Annotated in this window: 14 protein-coding genes; 8 read left to right on the top strand and 6 right to left on the bottom strand. The window is 39.4% G+C overall.

The genetic code is table 11. From position 1 onward, the window contains the following. Nucleotides 1–208: 208 nt before the first annotated feature. Nucleotides 209–862 (bottom strand): FKBP-type peptidyl-prolyl cis-trans isomerase, encoded by a 654-nt coding sequence (locus KDU71_RS03780; protein WP_212188568.1) that lies wholly within the window; start codon nucleotides 860–862, stop codon nucleotides 209–211. 74 nt (nucleotides 863–936) lie between these two features. Beyond that, on the bottom strand, nucleotides 937–1,641 hold the full coding sequence (locus tag KDU71_RS03775; RefSeq protein ID WP_212188567.1) for an SAM-dependent methyltransferase: 705 nt from the start codon (nucleotides 1,639–1,641) through the stop codon (nucleotides 937–939). 175 nt (nucleotides 1,642–1,816) lie between these two features. Between KDU71_RS03775 and KDU71_RS03770 the strand changes: the two genes are divergently transcribed. From KDU71_RS03770 to KDU71_RS03755, 4 genes are all read left to right on the top strand, one after another. Further along, nucleotides 1,817–2,749 carry a bile acid:sodium symporter family protein gene (locus tag KDU71_RS03770; protein ID WP_212188566.1) on the top strand — a complete coding sequence of 311 codons (933 nt, stop codon included), beginning with the start codon at nucleotides 1,817–1,819 and terminating at the stop codon, nucleotides 2,747–2,749. Between the two features lie 257 nt (nucleotides 2,750–3,006). Further along, the gene (locus KDU71_RS03765) at nucleotides 3,007–4,152 is read left to right on the top strand and encodes a porin family protein (protein WP_212188565.1); all 1,146 of its coding nucleotides are present in this window, start codon (nucleotides 3,007–3,009) and stop codon (nucleotides 4,150–4,152) included. 271 nt (nucleotides 4,153–4,423) lie between these two features. Then, nucleotides 4,424–5,113, top strand: a complete 690-nt coding sequence (locus KDU71_RS03760; RefSeq protein ID WP_212188564.1) for a response regulator transcription factor — start codon at nucleotides 4,424–4,426, stop codon at nucleotides 5,111–5,113. 19 nt (nucleotides 5,114–5,132) lie between these two features. Continuing rightward, a complete protein-coding gene (locus KDU71_RS03755) occupies nucleotides 5,133–6,917 on the top strand; it encodes a sensor histidine kinase (RefSeq protein ID WP_212188563.1) in 1,785 nt (594 codons plus the stop codon). Nucleotides 6,918–7,268: 351 nt separating this feature from the next. Here the strand turns inward: KDU71_RS03755 and KDU71_RS03750 are convergent, their stop codons facing one another. Next, a complete protein-coding gene (locus KDU71_RS03750) occupies nucleotides 7,269–9,518 on the bottom strand; it encodes an inorganic phosphate transporter (RefSeq protein WP_212188562.1) in 2,250 nt (749 codons plus the stop codon). Between the two features lie 528 nt (nucleotides 9,519–10,046). Between KDU71_RS03750 and KDU71_RS03745 the strand changes: the two genes are divergently transcribed. Then, nucleotides 10,047–10,685, top strand: a complete 639-nt coding sequence (locus tag KDU71_RS03745) for a LysE family translocator (RefSeq protein ID WP_212188561.1) — start codon at nucleotides 10,047–10,049, stop codon at nucleotides 10,683–10,685. A gap of 93 nt (nucleotides 10,686–10,778) precedes the next feature. Here KDU71_RS03745 and menB read toward each other — a convergent pair whose 3' ends face one another. Genes menB through KDU71_RS03730 form a run of 3 tightly spaced genes read right to left on the bottom strand, consistent with a single transcriptional unit; the run spans nucleotide 10,779 to nucleotide 14,381 of the window. Further along, nucleotides 10,779–11,600 carry a 1,4-dihydroxy-2-naphthoyl-CoA synthase gene (gene menB, locus KDU71_RS03740; RefSeq protein WP_212188560.1) on the bottom strand — a complete coding sequence of 274 codons (822 nt, stop codon included), beginning with the start codon at nucleotides 11,598–11,600 and terminating at the stop codon, nucleotides 10,779–10,781. After that, on the bottom strand, nucleotides 11,597–13,288 hold the full coding sequence (gene menD, locus KDU71_RS03735; protein WP_212188559.1) for a 2-succinyl-5-enolpyruvyl-6-hydroxy-3-cyclohexene-1-carboxylic-acid synthase: 1,692 nt from the start codon (nucleotides 13,286–13,288) through the stop codon (nucleotides 11,597–11,599). The genes menB and menD overlap by 4 nt, the downstream gene beginning before the upstream one ends. A gap of 13 nt (nucleotides 13,289–13,301) precedes the next feature. Then, nucleotides 13,302–14,381, bottom strand: a complete 1,080-nt coding sequence (locus KDU71_RS03730) for an isochorismate synthase (protein ID WP_212188558.1) — start codon at nucleotides 14,379–14,381, stop codon at nucleotides 13,302–13,304. A gap of 257 nt (nucleotides 14,382–14,638) precedes the next feature. On the opposite strand from KDU71_RS03730, the gene KDU71_RS03725 reads away from it, so the two are divergent. The 3 genes from KDU71_RS03725 to KDU71_RS03715 are packed head-to-tail and all read left to right on the top strand — an operon-like array spanning nucleotide 14,639 to nucleotide 20,274. Further along, nucleotides 14,639–17,026 (top strand): GAF domain-containing protein, encoded by a 2,388-nt coding sequence (locus KDU71_RS03725; protein WP_212188557.1) that lies wholly within the window; start codon nucleotides 14,639–14,641, stop codon nucleotides 17,024–17,026. Nucleotides 17,027–17,053: 27 nt separating this feature from the next. Then, nucleotides 17,054–19,066 carry a polyphosphate kinase 1 gene (gene ppk1, locus KDU71_RS03720; protein WP_212188556.1) on the top strand — a complete coding sequence of 671 codons (2,013 nt, stop codon included), beginning with the start codon at nucleotides 17,054–17,056 and terminating at the stop codon, nucleotides 19,064–19,066. Continuing rightward, a complete protein-coding gene (locus KDU71_RS03715; RefSeq protein WP_212188555.1) occupies nucleotides 19,063–20,274 on the top strand; it encodes a Pycsar system effector family protein in 1,212 nt (403 codons plus the stop codon). The genes ppk1 and KDU71_RS03715 overlap by 4 nt, the downstream gene beginning before the upstream one ends. Nucleotides 20,275–20,358: the final 84 nt, after the last annotated feature.

Raw genomic sequence — 20,358 nt, 5'->3', positions numbered from 1 at the left:
TCTCTTTCGATAACGGATGCAAAAGTAGGGTTTATTTTTAAACTGCAAAACAAAAAAGCACTAAAAAATATAGAGCGATTGGGGAGTTGATTGTAAGTTTTTAGGACTTAGAAATATAGGATAGCAACTTTTTTTAATATAGATGCAATAAAAAAGGATAGCCATAACAAAGCTATCCTTTCCAAAGCAAATATTTTCAACTCAATTTTTAGTTTGAGCCAACTTTAATGAGTTCTACTTCGAATATCAGCGCTGAATAAGGAGGAATAACCTGGCCAGCACCTCTTTCGCCATAGGCTAGTTGGTAAGGGATATAAAAGATGGTTTTACCACCTTCTTTCATTAGCTGTAAACCTTCTGTCCAGCCTGGTATTACCCTGTTAAGCGGAAAAGAGATAGGCTCGCTTCCTTCTGAGCTATCAAATACCTCTCCATTAATGAGTGAACCTTTATAATGAACTTTAACTTCATCGGTGGCCAGAGGTGATGCGCCTGTGCCTTCCTCAATTACTTTGTACTGTAATCCGCTTTCGGTCGTTTGTACACCTTCCTTGGTAGCGTTTTCAGCCAAAAAGTCAATGCCTACCTGTGCTTTAGCCATTGTAATAGCCTGGCTGGCTTCATCCATGGTCATTTGTGCTGACTCGTTTAATGCTTCGCGTATACCAGCTGCTACCATATCTGCATTCAGATTGGCTTCAGACGCCAGTTGTCTTGCCATCATTACGCCATAGCCATAGCTAAGGCTATCAGCTTTGCTTGACAAGGTGGCGGTTGAATCTGGTGTATTGCATGCTTGAGTAAGCGCTAATGCAACAAGCAATGTGATGGCCACACTACTTTTTGTGAAAATGTTCTTCATACTAACTTGTTTCTCAATATTTGTATTGGCACCAAAGGTATTCAATTAAATGAATAAACAATTGTATGACTCATTTATCCGAGGATTAAAAAGATGGCTGGTCGTTTATTAATGTCGGGTATTTTGCCTTTCCATTGCGCTATGGTTTTGGTTTGAATATATTCTGTTTCGAGCGTAATATCACAGGCTATACATAATCGGGTTTGTGGTCGACAAGCATTGATTAACTCCTGAAGTAATTTCATATTTCGATAGGGAGCTTCAATAAACAACTGCGTTTGCTTCTCACGTATAGAGCGTTCTTCAAGGTGTTTGATATGTTTGCCAACTTCTCCCTTTTTTAGTGGCAGATAGCCATTAAAGGCAAAGCTTTGTCCGTTTAGTCCTGATGCCATTACGGATAGCAGGATAGAGGAGGGGCCTACTAGCGGAATAATCCTGATTTTCTGCGTGTGAGCTAAACTAACCACATCGGCACCAGGATCGGCAACGATAGGACAACCAGCTTCACTTAGTAAACCAAGGTGCCGACCATCGTTAATTGGCTTTAAAAAGCCTGGAATGTCGTTGGGGTTGGTATGCTTATCCAGCACATAAAACGTGAGTTCATCAATTTCAATTGATTTATCTACTTTTTTTAAGAACCGGCGGGCTGTGCGAATGTTCTCAACCACATAATATTTTATGGAACGTATAATGTCGATAGTTTCCTGAGGCAGGTTGCGTTCTATAGGACTTTCGCCCAAAGTATTGGGTATTAAATATAGTTGCCCTTTCATATTGTTAGTTTTCTATGGTAAGCGGTTTATTAACCTGTAATTAATCGTGCCAAAAGTAAGCAATTGCTGCCATCTGTTCCAAACTATTTGAAAGGACAGTCAATGTAGATTAATTCTAAATAAAATTTGTAAGTTTGCGCTGCATTAATATTCATAACACTTATAGAGCAATCAGATGCATGTATTGATTAATTTATTACGAAATCGAAATTTTGTTTTGGTTTTTGCCGTTGTTGTTGGGCTTGTGCTTGGCGACTTTGCTGCTAATATCAAAGCTTACACTACTTATGTGCTGGCAATTGTAATGACTTTTTCAATGACCAATATACGTACCTCAAGCCTTCTTCCTTTAAAAGCGCTTGTTAAGCCAATGCTGGTTGGTATGCTCCTTAACTATGTTATTTATGCTACGATAATGATAGGCTTGGCTTATTTCTTAATTGACGATAAAGATTTATTTTATGGCTTTGTGGTTATTGCCACAACACCACCGGGCGTCGCAATAATACCATTCTCTTACATTTTAAAAGGCGATGTTGAGTATTCTATCAAAGGGGTGCTAGGAGCCTTTATATGTACCGTTTTTCTTACACCATTTGCCGTTGGTTGGATAACTGGTAATGGTGGCATTGCATCATGGGATTTGTTTATGCTGATGGTTAAAACAATTGTACTCCCTTTAATTATCTCACGTTTCTTATTGCTTTCAAAACCGTTTAAATTAGTTGATAAAATAAGAGGTAAAGTGGTTGATTGGGGATTTGCCTTATTAATTTTTATAGCGGTTGGTCTAAATCGTCAGGTTTTTTTTAGTGAGCCGTTGATCCTATTGCAAATAGGTTTGGTACTATTACTGACCCACTTCGGATTGGGTTTGGTATATGAAAAAATTGCAAGCCTTTTTAAAAGAAATGCAGTTAAAGTGATGTCGGAAAACCTGTTGCTAACCATTAAAAGTTCGGGTTTCGCCGTTGTTACGGCCATAACTTTATTTGGTCAAAAGGCCGCCATTCCAACAGCCGGACTCGCTATTTTTGTACTTTTATATTTACTGTTCCTATCATTTCGATTAGAATTAAAAAGTAAAAAGGCTACACAACCAGAATAATATTAGCTAATGGACTCGTGATTGATTCTTTTTTATCATCTTAAAACTGATTTTTGTTATAGTTATAGGGTCTGTGCATTAAGTAAAAGATAATATTTTGGGGTTTATTTGTTAATTGTAACAAAAATGTAACATCATCTTAACCGCTCCGTAATAATACGAGTTTAGGTTTGCACCCGGAAAATAAGTTAAAAAACAACCAGGGAAATGTGGGAATTAATTTTTCTGGTAAAATAGGAATTCTACACAGGAATAACATGAAACGTATTTTACTATTAAGCGCTTTAATAGTGTTGGTAAGCATTGACATTGTTGAAGCACAGGAAATTAACAGTTTGTCAGCCCAAGTTGGAAAAGGGATTCGATTTAAAACTGACGATGATCTTTTTTACTTAAAATTCACGACTCGTATTCAAACCAGATGGGACTTTGTGAATGGACTAGGCGACTCGTCTAATGATGCCTATTTCGAGGATAAAGCATGGGTTAAGCGTTCGCGTTTAAAATTTGACGGCTACTTCCTTAATAAAAGCCTTGTTTACAAAATTGAGTACGACGTAGTTGGTGGCTATGTGCGCGATGCTTTGTTTAAATATAAGAAGGATAACTATGAGATCTGGTTTGGTCAGGGAAAACTGCCAGGTAACCGTGAGCGCGTAGTGTCATCAGCCAATATGCAGATGGTTGATCGTTCGGTTTTTAACAAATACTATAACATTGACAGGGATGTCGGCCTACAATTCCACCATAAATTTAACATCGGTAAAGCCATTGTATTTGATCAGTGGGCTGTTACTTCAGGTGATGGTATCAGGGACAATGATTATGCACCGGGTGTTAGTTTAACAGGTAAATTAGAAGTTCATCCATTGGGAGAGTTTAAATCCAAGGGTGCTTATAAATCAGCTGATTTGAGTCGTGAGGAAACACCTAAGATTGCAATTGCAGCTTTTACAAACTATAACGTTGATGCCTACAAAGACAGAGGTCAGGTTGGTAGCGTTATAGGTGGTGAGGCCGATTTGTTAAACATTGGTGGCGATTTCCTGCTGAAATACAGAGGGTACTCATTAATGGTTGAGGCGGCTAACCGAACGGTTACTGATGATAATGAATTTGTGTACGACGAAAATGGTGATGTTGTAGATGTTTATTATACTGGTTATGGAGCCAATATTCAAACGGGTTATGTTTTCAAGAACAACTGGGAATTATCAGGCCGTTATGCATTTACAAAACCAAACGAAACAGCCTTTAATAAAGAAATAACCGATTATACTATTGGTGTAAGTAAATACATCATTGGGCACAACTTTAAGTTTCAGGGTGATGTTACCTTCCGCGACAAAGTGGGCGGGCAAGATCAAATCATTACAAGATTACAGATGGAACTTCAGTTTTAAGCCAAAAGTCGAAAAAATATTGAACCTAAGTCCTGTATGGGCTTAGGTTTTTTTGTACTAAAAAGTATCCAACAACACCATTATAATAGCTCATTAACTAGACTGTACTATCGATTATCCTGTCAAAAACTAAAGCGCCTAAAAATCAGATGTATTGAGAGGTGAAGGTACTCAATGACATAATTGAAGCGGCCCGATATTCTTAGCCAAAAAACGAAAAAGTATTATTTCCTTATTAAATTGACTTACCTTAGTGAAAAGTTCAATTTACATGAGTAAGGCTATTAAACGGATATTAATTGTTGATGACGAGGAAGATCTGTGCGAAATATTGCAATTTAACCTGGAAAGTGAAGGTTACGAAACAGAGGTGGCCTATTCTGCTGAAGAAGCATTACAAAAAGATTTGAGTCGATTTAATTTATTACTCTTAGATGTAATGATGGGCAAAATGTCGGGTTTTAAACTGATAGACACTGTCCGAAGAGAATTAAAGTTGGATGTACCAGTGATATTTTTAACCGCTAAAAGTGAAGAAAATGATTTGCTGACCGGTTTTAATTTAGGAGCAGATGATTATATCACAAAGCCTTATTCGTTAAAAGAGTTGATTGCACGCGTAAAGGTAGCTTTAAAGCGCTCAGTGCCAATTTCTGAAAATGAAAAGGCAAAGGTTCTGCATTATGAGCAGGTAGTTCTGGATTTGGAAGCAAAAAGTTTGATGATTGATGACGAAAAGGTTGAACTGACGCTGAAAGAATTTCAAATTCTTTGTTTACTGTTTGAGAATAAGAATAAGATTTTTTCAAGAGACGAAATACTTGAGCGAATTTGGGGCGATAGTGTAGTGGTCACCAACCGTACTGTTGATGTGAATATTACACGATTACGGAAAAAGTTAAAGCAATATGGAGAGTATCTGAAAAACCGTCCAGGCTTGGGTTACTACTTCGAAACTTAACAGCACAAAAAATGTCTTTATGGGGTTTGAAATCAATTTTAAACGAAAACTGTTTTTATACTATTACTCCATCTTTTTTATTGTAACACTATCTTTTATTGTATTTCAATACTATAGAGAAAAGCAATTTAAGATTACACAATTAGAAAACTCATTAAATGCCATTACCGAAATTACCAATGGTTTTCTTCTTGAGAATGATATCATTGCCAATAATGAAATTCAACTGGTAGATTCATTACTAAAGATACTGCCGACAGTTGAAACAAGGCTTACCATAATCGATAATGATGGCGATGTATTGTATGATAATTTTGTGGATGATTATCAGCAAATGGAAAACCATCTTCAGCGACCGGAAGTACAGAAGGCGATTGGATCAAGCAACGGGGCCGGATCGAATATCAGGCAATCAGCTACTACCGGGCAGGATTTCTATTATTATGTCCATTGCTACAATGACATTTTTATACGTGCAGCTGTGGTTTACGATATTGAAGTGAAAAACTTCTTAAAAGCCGAAAAGCTGTTTCTGATTTTTATAGCATTTTTATTCCTTCTTACCTGGTTAATCCTTTCGTATGTAACAGGTAAAATGAGTGAAAGTATAACCAAGCTGAAGGATTTTGCCCTGCAATTAAGACAAAACAAACCTTTAGCTGAGGATTACCAGTTTCCGCATGATGAGCTTGGGGTAATAGGTAAGGAAATTGTATCGATGTATACAAAACTGATGAAAACTAAAGATGCTTTGAGCCTCGAGAAAGAGAAGCTGATAAAGCATTTGTATGTGGTTAATGATGGTATTGGCATCTTTTCACGCGAAAAAATATCAATTCTTACCAATCCTAATTTTGTTCAGTATTTAAACTTAATAGGGGAGAAAGCTTCGTTAAATCCAGAACAGATATTTGAAATTAAGGAGCTGAAAAAGCTGCATAAATTTCTTGATAAACACCTTGTGCTTAGGAGTGATATTGAGCAACAGACCGATTTGCCTCAAGCTGAGCTGACAGTTAAGAAGAGTGGCTATTATTTTGAAATTAAGTGCATAATTTTTCCCGATAAGAGCTTTGAAATATACATACGTGACACAACTAAACTTGAAAAGAGAAAACTGCTAAAGCAGCAGATGACATCAAACATTGCCCATGAGTTGAAGACGCCTGTTGCTTCGGTCAGTGGCTATCTCGAAACCATCCTTAATAACAAAGATATTCCAGAGGAGAAGAAAGATTATTTTATAAACAAAGCCAACAAGCAATGTAGTCGTCTTACTTCCTTGATTGCGGATATTGTTTTACTAAACAGAATAGAGGAGCAGGAGGAATACTATGAGTTTAGCCAGGTTGCCATACTTCCTCTGGTACAGGAAATCATTGATGATCTGGATAAGGTGGTGAAGCTGCAAGGGGCAGAGATAGTGCTTAAAGTTGATGCGTCAGTCATAGTTGACGGAAATAAATCGCTGGTGGGTTCGGTATTTCAAAACTTATTAAACAATGCATTAAGCTATGCTGGCGAAAATGTGAAGATTGTCATTGATATGTATCACCAGGATGACGAATACTATTACTTTTCAGTGATAGACAATGGAACAGGAATTCCTGAGAAGCATTTGTCGCGCATATTTGAGCGCTTTTATAGAGTTGATTCAGGGCGCTCGCGAAAGATGGGTGGTACAGGCCTGGGCTTAGCCATTGTGAAGCATGCGGTGAGTGTTCATAAAGGTATAGTGTCCGTGAAAAACGGAGCCAATGGGGGTGCTGAGTTTTACTTCAGCTTACCAAGGTATAGTTTGTAATAGTTCCAATTACATTAGTAGAATAAATAGAGTTATTTCGTCTTACGTATGCCTGTTTAATTTCTACATGCCGAATTTACTTAGGTACATTGAGTCATGGTATCTCTTCTTTGTTATATCTACTAGACGATTAAACTTCCGGGAAAAGAAGAATAACAGGTGGCTTTGCAAGGCCTTTGGGTTTGGCAGGTGATTCTGACCTGTTGTATCTGCACCGCAGTGAAGTATTAGCGTATCAAAACCTGATATGCTGCAGAAGTATGTATTTTTACCTAAAATACCTGAATTCAGGGCAAAAAAAAGCTGCCACAAGTTAATTCTTGCGGCAGCTCTTTAAAGTATTAGTCTATATTACTTTGATTGATAGTCAACGAAGTCGCGTTGTGCTTTTACCAAATTAACCAGGTGCAGCATTAAATTCTGCGTTTCGTGTAATGCATTTAAGTACAGCAAGCTTACTTTTGTGCCGGCTTTTTCATTTTTAATGCGTTTCAGTTGTTTCTTACGGTTGTCGCGCATCTTAGCAAAAATACTTTGCTGCTCTTCAATAAGTTCTTCTAATTGACCATAGTCGCCTTGAGTAATGATTTTAATTGACTTGGCCATGAAATCCTGTACATCAGAACGCACACTATTCAACTCTTCAAATTGCTCAGGTGAATACACCTTGTGGTTATTATCCAGATGATCGTAGGCTGGCTCGGTAATGTAAGACAGACAGTGAGCTACTTCTCTCAGATAATCAACAACCTGAATGTAATACAAGCTTGAATCAACTGATTGTTCCTGAAGCTTTTTAACTGTCGGGTAAACATTGCTCTTCAGCTTTTTGGCTTTTTTGTTGATGGTTTTAACCTCTTTGTTGATTTCTTTCAGGCTACGGCGGTCTTCTGCTTCAAAGTCGTGAATAGCCTGGGCATATAGTTGTGAAATCTTCTTCAGAATATCGGTAACACTGTAGCGGCATTTTTCAAGTACCTTATCAACGTGTATCTCGCCATTCACTTCTTCAATTTCGAATTCGTCAATCTCAACTTCTGTCTCGGTGTTTTTCTTATGAACAATGTGTGTGCGGAACATCACGTAGATAGCAATAGCAACCAGCACAGCAACAAACCAAATGCCAATGGTGCTGATTAATAGTGCCATTACAAAGGCTACAGTGAATGCAGACAAGGCAGTGAAGAACCATCCGCCGATAACTGAAAGTACACCGGTTATACGGTAAACAGCACTTTCGCGTCCCCAAGCACGATCAGCCAGTGAACTACCCATAGCCACCATAAATGTTACATAGGTGGTTGAAAGTGGCAGTTTCATATTGGTGGCAATGGAAATAAGGATACTTGCCACTACGAGGTTAACAGAGGCACGCAGCATATCAAAGGCCGGAGCATCTTTACCAAGTTTCTTTCTACGCTCTTCGTAGTTAGTGGAGTCAAACTGTTTACTGATACCTCTGCTGATAGCTGCGGGAATAACTGCATTAACCGCATTGGATGCATTGATAGATGCACGCACCAGCGAACGGGCAAAATACGAAGAGCCAAAACGTTCGTCACCTTCCTGTTGGCGGCTTAAGTCTAGCGACGTTTTTACAACTGCTTTAGCTTTCTTGGAAGTCCAGAGTGTAATAACCATTACTATACCAGCAATAATGAGCATGTAGGTTGGGGTACTTACTTTACCAGCCAGCGCTTCCATGCTGGTATTAACATCGCCCGAGGCTGCAAATATTTTGAATGACTCGAAACCAGCTAATGGCACACCAATGAAGTTAACAAGGTCGTTACCGGCAAAAGCCATGGCTAATGCAAAAGTACCTGTTAGTACAATTATTTTCAGGATATCTACTTTAAATACAAGCTTTAAAATTTGCAGTAAAAAGGTCCATCCAACCATGCTAATGGCTATAATTGTTAGGCCGTTAGACTTAATCCAGTCTTTGGTGGCCGAATCCATAAAAGAAGCACCTTTGGCACCTTTAATCAGGATAAAATAAGTAATTGCAGTAATGGCAATGCCACCCCAGATAGCCCCGAAATAATTCAGACGCTTGTCATAATCAAACGAAAATATAAGACGGGTAACATATTGAACCAGTGCACCGACACTGAATGAAATGACAACAGATAGTAAAATACCCGATATAATACCTAATGCCTTAGCTGTGTTAATGTATTCACTAAGGTTCATATCAGGGTTGTTTGCCACCTTAATAATGGCTACTGCCACGGCTGCTCCCAGTATCTCAAATACAATCGAAACGGTGGTAGAGGTAGGCATACCAAAGGTATTAAACACATCAAGCAATATCACGTCGGTTATCATCACAGCCAGGAATATGACCATGATCTCTGAAAAGACGAAATACTGCGGGTTAAAAATACCCTTACGGGCTACTTCCATCATACCGCTTGAGAAGGTAGCTCCAAACAGGATACCCAGAGCGGCTACAATCATGATGTACTTATATGGCGCTGCTTTTGCTCCGATTGCCGAGTTAAGGAAATTCACAGCATCGTTACTTACGCCAACGATTAGGTCAGAAATGGCCAGTGCAAAAAGCACGATGACCAGAATTAAATAAATGTTTTCCATCAGAAAATGTTATTTGTTGTTCTTTTTCGCGAGGCAAACATACTTAGATGGGTGCAGTATGAGATTGATTTAATTTTAAGCGAATGTTAAGTTTGTGTTAATTTCGTTCAAGTTAAATCATTCTTAATGTTATTTCAAGTGGGAGAGGTGTTGCTATAGTAACTTTTATATCAGTGTAATACTATTAATTGTTGCCGGTTTAAACGATGTATCTAGATCATTTTTAGTTAATTTGCCTTAAGCATGGTGTATTTTTGTACTTAATTTACTAAGGCGTTTTATTTGAGTGTTTTAAGTAATTAACTATTCTCAGATGAGGAAATGTAATGTCAACATGTAGCCCTTACTTACCGGCAAATGGACATATTTAATATTTATACATTATTATCTAAATTATCCCTGCCTTATCTGAAAAGGTTTTTATAATTTTGCGAGACTTTTGCATTAAAGAAGGAAGAAACCTGACATTCTTATAATTCAATCATATCTTAATATAAGGTACATGACAGGTTTAAAAAAAAGGCTTGAATGACTCTAGGAAATATAGTTGATGGTGTTATAATAGGTGTTTCGGCTTCCATACCGCTTGGGCCTATTGGAGTGTTGGTGGTGCAACGTACACTTAATAAAGGACATTTATCGGGATTTGTGTCTGGGTTAGGTGCTGCCTTATCAGATACAATTTATGCCATCATTGCCGGTTTTAGCCTATCATTTATTGTGGGATTCATTGAATCACAATTATTGTGGATACAGATATTCGGCGTTATTATTCTTATCTCATTAGGACTAAAAATTTTTAATACCAATCCGGCTATACAGCTAAGACGTCAGAAGCGTAAGACAACCAGCTTGCTTCAGGATTTCTTCTCTACCTTTGCACTAACAATAGCGAATCCACTGGCAGTGTTTCTGTTTTTGGCATTTTTTGCTGGATTCAGGGTGGTAGGCTCCGAAAATACCTTGATTGATAATTTATTACTTATCGGAGGTGTGATGGTGGGTGCTGCCAGCTGGTGGTTAATATTGAGTTCGCTGGTTAATATGTTTCGTTCTAAAATTAACCTGCGTCGACTATTTTGGATCAATAAAATAGCCGGTAGTACTATTATTGTACTGGTTGTTTTGGCCTTTAGCATTTGGATTACCAAAGAGTATATCTTATAAGCCATAACGGATTAGTCCAATAAATGAAACTTCATTAAATAAAAATGCCCGCCAGATATGACCAACGGGCGCTATACAATTCTTCGTTAATAGTTACGGAAATTTAGGGAATTGCTGGAAGTCAGGATCTCTTTTTTCAAGGAAAGCGTTGCGACCTTCCTGAGCCTCTTCCATCAGGTAAAACATGAGTGTGGCATCACCAGCCATTTCCATAATTCCAGTTTGTCCATCCAGCTCGGCGTTTAATCCGCGTTTAATCATGCGCAAAGCCATAGGGCTGCGTTGCAGCATAATTTTACACCATTCTACAGTGGTGTCTTCCAGTTGCTCAAACGGAACAACGGTATTGACCAGTCCCATGTCTTCTGCTTCTTTGGCTGAGTATTGTTTGCACAGGAACCAAATCTCACGCGCTTTCTTTTGTCCTACATGTCGCGCCAGGTATGATGAGCCAAAGCCACCGTCGAAGCTGCCTACTTTAGGTCCGCTTTGCCCGAAAATAGCATTCTCTGAGGCGATGGTGAGGTCGCACACCACGTGTAGCACATGTCCGCCACCAATAGCATAGCCATTTACCATGGCAACCACCGGCTTAGGTAGTGAACGGATGCGTTTATGCAAATCCAATACATTCAGGCGAGGTACGCCGCCTTCATCAATGTATCCACCATGTCCTTTAACATTCTGGTCGCCTCCCGAACAAAATGCTTTATCACCTTCTCCGGTTAATACAATCACGCCAATATCCTGGCGCTCGCGGCAAATATCAAAAGCATCAATAAGCTCCAGTACAGTTTTGGGGCGAAAGGCATTGTATACTCTTGGACGATTGATGGTAATTTTTCCTATACCCTCAAAAAAATCAAATTTAATATCTTCGTATTCTTTTACAGAAGTCCAGTTGCGTTGGCTCATAATTCTTCTTTTAAGCGTTTAAAATAAGATTTTAGCACACCGGCATTTTCTTTGGCAGGTGTTTTAACTTCTAATATAATTGGTTTGTCACTTTCAGAGAACAATTGTGTCAAACAATCGTTCATTGCTTCCTCGTTATCTGCCCTTAAATAATTCAGGCCATACATTTCGGCCAGTGGCTGCATGTTGAGTTGATGTGTAGCCTCAAAATAGGTCTCTAACTCCTCCGAGTCAGAGGGGCCAGGAATAAAGCGGAAGATGCCACCGCCTCCGTTATTAATAACTATAATGCGAAGGTTAGGCTTCAGGTAGTTGTTCCACAGTCCGTTACTGTCGTACAGGAAGGAAAGGTCGCCTACCACCAGCAAGGTTGGTTTCTGGCTGATGTAGCTGGCACCCACAGCAGTACTAAGGCTGCCATCAATACCACTTGTTCCCCGGTTGCAGTAGGTGTCCTCATTGTAAAACTCGTTGAAAAGTTGGGCATAACGTATGGCTGAACTATTGCCCCACTGCACCTGCCACTTCTCTGGCAAAGCGCTGGCAATATGCGCAATGGCTTTTAAATCGTTCCAGCCGTTTTTGGCCAGGTATTCTTCATGGTGTTTGTCCGAGCGTTCGGCCCTGTTTAACCAGGTGGTGCGGTAACGGCTTTTAATGGATGTTATCTTGGGTAATAAGTCTTCCAGAAAATCAGCAGGTTCGGCTTCAATAGAAGTCGTCAGCTGCTGGTAGGTATCCATATGGTGGTTGGACACGCTTATATGCCATTGCTCTTTTGCCTGATAATCGCGCAGAAACTTTTTAATCATTTTAGATACCACGGCGCCATCGAAGGTTATCAGCAGCGATGGCTTAAAGAAATGTACTTCCTCTTCGGTAATGGTGGACACTACTTTATCAATACCTGTAATAATTGATTCACCGTTAATGTTGGAGGTGGTTTCGGTTAGTACCACTACCTGTTCCATCTCTGAGAGCTGGCGCAGTGCTTGCTGCATTCGGCCATTTGGTTTATTCAGGCCGGCTACAATCAGTATTTTGTCGTGTTTCAGCCAGTCTTCACTCAACTGCTGCATCGCTTCAGTCGAAACAGAGCTGGACGATACCACTTGCTTGATGCGTCTTTGTTTTTCTTCAGGATGCACTGTTTTACCATACAAGGGTTCGGCTAACGGTACATTAATATGTACCGGGCCTGCCATTTTGTGCTGGCACTGATAAAATGCTTCACTGATAAGGCGGTTTACATACCAGTTGCTGGCATTTTTAGATGTGGGTAACTGGCAGCTGTATTTAACGATGTTATCCAGGGCACCTACCTGGCGAATCGTTTGTCCATCGGCTTGATCAATCCATTCCTGAGGACGATCGGCACTAATAACCACCAATGGTATGTTTTGATAGTAAGCCTCCGATATTGCCGGTGCATAATTGAGCAAGGCCGAGCCACTGGTGCATACCAAAGCCACAGGTCGGCCTGTTTGTTGGGCCATGCCCAAAGCAAAGAAGCCTGCACTTCGCTCATCAACAACACTGAAACATTCAAATTCAGGGTTGGCACAAAAGGTAAGTGTCAGGGGGGCGTTGCGTGAACCGGGAGAAATAACGACTTCTCTCAGTCCCTCCGACAAACATATATCAACAAGTGTTTTAACAACTTTCTTATCCGAAACTGCTTTATTCATAAGTATACAAAGGTTAAATATTTTTTAAAACCGACAAGAGTGTTTGTGCTTTAAGAGCTGTTTCTTGCCACTCTTTTTCGGCTTCACTTTCGGGGGTCAGTCCTCCGCCTATATAAAGAACTGACTCCTTATTGGTTAGTTTTAGGCAACGAATATTAACGTAAAACTCATAATTGCCATCTTTAATGGGGCCCAGAAACCCCGAATAGTATTGGCGATCGTGTTCTTCGGTGTTAATAATCAACTGGTAAGCATGTTCTTTGGGCAGCCCGCATACAGCTGGGGTAGGATGCAAATCATATAACAGTCCCACATGGTTACCGTTGATTTCACCCATCTCAAAATGAAAATTTGTACGCAGGTGTTTTACTTGACCTGCGCTTATGGTCTCAGCATTGCTGTATTCAATGTTATCGGCCTGATGATGAACCAGCACGTTTTCGATGTATTCGGTTACCAGTTGCTGTTCGGTTATTTCTTTGGCTGTCCATTTAAACTGGTCGTTGTTGGGAAGTGTACCTGCCAAAGAAACGGTTGATAGTTGGGTATTGTTATGTTTCAGCAATAATTCAGGTCCGGCACCCATCCAGGTACCACCAGAGGGTGTGCTGATGGCGTACACAAAAGCGTGCGGATACTTTTCAGTTAGGGTTTCAAAAATGTCCGGAACCTGGTTGTTCTGAACGGCTGGTCCTTTAAGTGCGCGCGACAGTATAACCTTTGATAGCTTTCCATCTTTAAGAGCCTGATGCATGGTGTTGAAGTGCCGCTGATAGGTCTCATAAGTATCTTCATATATAGCCTCAGTAGATGGGGCTATATTAAAAAGCGGACTGATTAACGCCTTATGCGCACTGGATAGTTTCTCGAAGGTGGCTTCAAAGAGGTTATCAATAAATAACCCACTTGATGTTGTATTATCAAAGGGTTCAAACACAAAACCGTCACTTTTAAGGTGAAGACTATTGATGCCATTGATTACTTTCTCGCTTGTACCCAGTAAAATATGGCAAGTAGCCTGATTTGGTAAGCGATATAGCACGATGGAGTCAAACTCCTCCTGGTCAATAACTGCTTCTAGTTCTTTTTTCACATCCCAACTTTATATCAGCCACCAAAGATAGTAAATAGGCTTAAATTAACTGAAATGCTAACGTTTTTGTGATGCAGGAAACGACTGTTTATAACCAAAGCAATTAGTGTAATATATCAAGTGGGCAGTCAACTAATTAAAGGTATTAACTGTTTTATTGTCTAAAGATTAGGTTTTAATCAAGCATTTAACTGTTTTATACATATTTAGTTGAAAAGGTTTGTTTGAGTGCAGATATTTGGTGTAAAATTGGGGAGATGATAGACAAAGATTATATAAAGGTAAACTGCAGCTTGTGTAATATTCCATTTAAAACAAAGCTCAGCTTTCAGTTACTGATAAAAGAAATTGAAAAGATGAGTGTTGAGCATTCGCATGTAATGAGCTATATGGCTGTTGAACTGCTGAAAAAGCTCGACCATGCACCAGAATTAAAAGCTGATAGTGTTTCACAGGCTATGCTGGATAAGTACCCGGAACTGGTTAAGCAATTGATGAGTTTTGCATTTAATCCCTTGCAGGATGACCTTGAGCTAAGTGCAGCCTGGAAACCATTTGAGCCCGATGGTGAATTTTATTCAACCAGTGCCTTTAAGCGAGTTTTGGGTGAGGGCAACCGTATTATGGGACTGGCCAAAGAAGATGAAATGGAATTAGATGAAAATCTTTTGTTGGTGACCATCTTATATCAAGCCTATTTTATCATTCTGGAGCGCTATTACAAGGTGGATATTCCGGTTGATTTACCTTTTACTTTAAAAATGACGAATACAGACACAGGTATCGTTAAGTTTTTTAATAAGCGCTTCAATTCACGTTTCCTTGAGATACGAACAACAGGGAAAGTGAAAGAATTGTCGGCTGAAGATCTCAAAGTGCTTTTGGATAATGATCATGATTTGGATCTATGGAATAAACTAATTCCACTTGATGAGTTTGAATTCAGAGGCTTTATACAATTCCAGTATCATGATGTAACTCGTGACCACACGATTTCTAAGCTAAAATCTGATTTATTGAAAAAAGAAACTGTCTTGTCAAAAGAAGGTTATTTGAGAATCAAGGATAAAATCAGAACCTTAATTGAAAACCCTGAAGCAGAGTTTGGTATGGCAGCCAATTATGGTTTTGAAACCAACTTGAATCAGCAGTTCATCTGGAATACAATAATACCGCGTGAAGAATTGGACTGCTTTAGTTATCAGGGTACCATGTATGAGAAGGCATTTAATAAAAAGCAGATAGTATTGACTTCAGATATTGCGCAACTTGAGAGGAATGTGGTTGTTGAAAAATTACTGAAGTACGGTATCCGTAGTCACGCAATTGTTCCTTTATTGCATGAAGGTGAGATTATGGGCATGCTCGAGTTTGGTTGTAAAAAACCAGGTAGTATCACTATGATTCAATTAAAGCTGCTTCATGACTTATTTCCCATATTTGCTTTGGCCATGAAACGTTCAAAGGAAGATTGGAATGATATGGTGCGGTCTGTCATTCAGGAAGAATATACGGCTATTCATCCAACAGTAGAGTGGCGCTTCAGAGAGGCCGCTGCGCAACTGATAAATAATGATGAGTCGATTGATAATGTGAAGAACGAAGACATTGTTTTTCCAGATGTTGTACCTATTTATGGCGCTTCTGATATTCGTGGTTCATCGTTAGAACGTAATGAAGCCATTCGTGAGGATTTAGAAACGCAATTAAAAGCAGCCAAACAAATTCTGGAGAATGACAAAGAGGTGGCAGATGTGCCATTGATGAATGATTTGCGCTACACAATTAGCAGGCATTTAAAAACAGTTGGTTCGGGCCTTAAGGCGGGTGATGAGGTAGTTATCATTGATTTCCTGAAAAAAGAAGTGAAGCCAGTTTTAGATTTATTTAAAAGCAGGTACCCCGAGATGGGCTCATTAATAGCCGGATATGAAGCTTTGCTGGATCCAGAATTGGGCGTTATATATGATAAACGAAAAGATTTTGAAGATAGTTTAACGCTTATCAACGACAAGGTGAGCGATATTATCGATAAAGAGCAGCTTAGCGCACAAAAAGTTTATCCGCATTATTTTGAAAAGTATCGAACCGATGGAATAGAATACAATGCCTACATCGGACAGTCGCTGGTGAAGGATATGGAATATAGCGATATCTACCTAAAGAATATGCGGCTGTGGCAATTGCTGGTAATGGTGAAGGTAGCGCGCGAGGTCAGATCTCTGCAGTCATCATTGCCTACTAAACTGGATATTACTCAATTGATACTGGTCCACTCAAATCCGCTGAGTATTGCCTTCAGGCAGGATGAGAAGAAATTTGATGTCGCTGGGGCTTACAACATCCGTTATGAAATTACCAAAAAGCGCATTGATAAAGCCTTGGTGAAAGGCTCCAATGAGCGCATAACCCAAGTGGGGAAAATTGCCATTGTGTATTCACATGCCGATGAAATAGCAGAATATCGCCATTTCCTTGATTTTATGAAGGCCCAGGGTTATATTACCCGGAAGGTAGAAGATTTGGAACTGGAAGATTTAAAAGGTGCATCCGGATTAAGAGCTCTGCGAATAGAAGTAGATTTCAAAGGTACAAACACTGGTCTGTTAGATGCAAAGGCGTATGAAGAAGTAATTACGAAATAAAAAGTTGGCTACAGCTCTCAAGCATCAATGAAATACATAGACAGAGATTTAAGTTGGTTATCATTTAATGGCCGCATATTACAGGAAATTGCCTCACTAAATGTTCCGCTGATGGAGCGCCTGAAGTTTGTTGCTATTTACTCGTCTAATCTGGAAGAGTTTTACAAAGTGCGGGTAGCCAGTCATCGTTTTGCGCAAAAGTATAAGGGCGATAAACGCAATAAATATGGCTACCGTCCATCGTATATTTTACAACAGATAAATACCATTGTAAGCGAACAGCAAACCTATTTGGGTAAACTGTTTTATAACGAAATAGTGCCGGGCTTAGCCGACGAAGGAATTTTATTTTTATGTGGTCAGATTAACGCGGTTGACCATCAGCTGATTGAAAAGTATTATGATGAGCACTTTAAACATGAATTTAAATTACTTGAAGTGACCAATGAAACCTCCTTGGATCTTAAAAACCAGGCAATATATCAACTGGTTATAGATGACAACCGGCAATATCTGCTGGAGATGGATTACACCAGCTGGGGGCGATTTATTACACTGGAGGAAAATAAGCAGTACACTAAAATAGTGCAGGTCGATGATATCTTCAGATATAATATTCACAAACTATTGGGCCATGGGGCAGAGGCATATGCGTTTAAAATTTCGCGTGATGCCGAATTGTATATTGATGAAGAGCAAGACGAAAGCATTGTAAAGAAGATTAAGAAAAGCCTCAAGAAGCGTGATACAGGCTTACCTTGTCGATTATTATTTAATGAAAACATTCCCTTTAAGCATATTAATGCCTTACGCAAAAAGCTCGATCTGGATATGTCGAGCCTCATAGCCGGCGGAACCTATCACAATTATTACGATTTTTTTGAGTTTCCTGTGTTTGAGGATAAACCACACCTGTACTACTTAACTGAAGAACAACAGCCATGTAGCCAGTTGGATAACAGTAGTGATTGGTATCAGACCATCGTTGATGAAGATGTGTTTTTGAGTTATCCGTATCAATCGTTTAATTATGTAACTGATTTTTTAAAGTTCGCTACTGAAGATGATGGTGTTGAAGAGATAAGTACCACCTTATATAGGGTTAGTAAAACCTCAGAGATAGGCCTGGCATTAGAGCGGGCTGCCAAAAACGGCAAGCGGGTGTTTGTATTTTCGGAAGTGCTGGCTCGTTTCGATGAAGAATCGAATATTTATTGGGGAGAACGACTGGAGCAAGCCGGAGCCGTTGTCAAATACGGGATCGCCAATTTGAAAGTACATGCTAAAGCCTTTCTGATTAAACGGCGTGAAAAAGGCATATTAAAATCGTATGCCTATCTGGGAACTGGTAATTTAAATGAGAAAACAGCCAGGATATATGCCGATCACGGTATTTTAACCAGTGATGAACGTTACACAAAAGACTTAAATGAGGTTTTTAAGTTTTTAAAAGATGAGCAGTATCAACCGCACTTTAAGCATTTGCTGGTGGCACCATTTACTTTAAGAAAAAAAGTGACGAAAGCCATTCGTCGTGCAATGGAGAAAGCGGTAGCAGGTGAGAAACAGGTTCTGCATGTTAAGCTTAATAGCCTTGAAGATCCGGAGATGATAGATTTGATTCGAGAGGCAGCTGATGTTGGCGTGCAGTTTCAAATGGTTGTGCGCGGAATCTGCTGTTATTGTCCCTTATCGAAAGCACAAAAGAAGAATGTGAAAATTGTGAGTGTTATCGACAAATACCTGGAACACACACGTATTTATCACCTCTCTGAAAGAGAGACTTACCTCGCTTCGGCCGATTGGATGACCCGCAATTTATCGGGTCGGATTGAAATCGCGTTCCCCATATGGGATGCTGAGGTGCAAAATCTGTTGCTTCAGCAAGTCAGTTATCAGTTAAATGATGGGATAAAAGGCCGGATAATAAATTCTGAAGGGGATAATCAGTTGGTTGAAGGCAATAATAGCTTAACTTCACAAGAGTATATGCATGAGTTAGTTGCTAACTTGCAAAAGACAAAAACTATAAGAAAATGACAGAGCAGCCATGGACAATATTGGTAACTGAATGTATGCCAATTGCAGAAGAGCAAATCAAAAACTATCAGGAGAACGAACATAGCTTTCATAACTGGGAACATACACTCAATGTGCTTCATTCGGTAAGTGAAATTGGTGCTGCCACCCCTGAGATAACCGCTAAGGAGTTGGAAAGTTTGCAATTGGCGGCATTGTTTCATGACGTGAAAGCCTGTGAACAAATTGAAGACCATGAAAAGCGTTCGGCAGCCTTCGTGCGGGAAGTGCTTGAAGGAAAGAACTATCCTGAGGAATCGATTCAATTAGTAGAGCGTGTGATTTTAAGTACTCAATTGGGGCATGTGCCTGCCAATATCTATGAGCAGATTATTAAAGATGCCGATTTGTCACACCTGAAAAACAATGATTATATACGTGTTCAGTTTCTAAATTTGTTTGATGAGATAAATAGCCGTACCAATAAGTCGCCTATGGAGTGGATTGACGATTGTATCGTCTTCTTTGATGAGCAGCAGTTTTATACTGTCTATGCCAAAGAAAACTATACAAAGGGGAAAGCTAAGAACCGGGAGCGATTAGTGGCATTGTCGCAAATTGAGATTAACACAAGGGAAGATTTAATTAAACATACCGAAAAAAAGAAAAAGAAGAAGAAGGAAACAACGGAAAAGCCTGATAAAGGTGTTGAAACGATGTTTCGGGTGACCCTTCGCAATCACCTGTCGTTAAGTCAAATAGCGGACAGTAAGGCAAATACGCTTATTAGTGTTAATGGTATCATTATTTCTATCGTATTGTCAGCTTTATTTCCAAAGTTGGATAACAATCCGTATTTGTTAATTCCGGCTTTGGTATTAATCTGTTTTAGTGTAGCCACCATTATCATCTCCATTGTTTCAACTATCCCCCGTACTACACATGGACTGATGACCCGGGATGATGTCAGCAATAAGCGCGGTAATCTTATTTTCTTTGGTAACTTCCACAATATGGAACAAAAGGATTTTGAGTGGGGCGTAAGCGAGCTGATGAAAGACAAAGACTACCTGTATAAGAGCCTGACGCGTGATTTATACCACCTTGGACGAGTTCTGAATAAAAAGTACACCTACCTTCGAATGGGCTACATTACTTTTGTGATTGGATTGTGTATTTCAGTGGTGGCTTTTATAGTTAGTTTGGGTTTAATTCATGTGGGTTCATAAGCTAACTAAATAATATTCGAACAATAATGGAGGTACAGTAACAACTGTTAAGTAAGAAGAATAGTTAAGATGTTCCCTGAAACT

Source organism: Carboxylicivirga sediminis (assembly GCF_018156225.1).
GTDB lineage: Bacteria > Bacteroidota > Bacteroidia > Bacteroidales > Marinilabiliaceae > Carboxylicivirga > Carboxylicivirga sediminis.
This window is presented reverse-complemented; position numbering and strand designations above follow the sequence as displayed.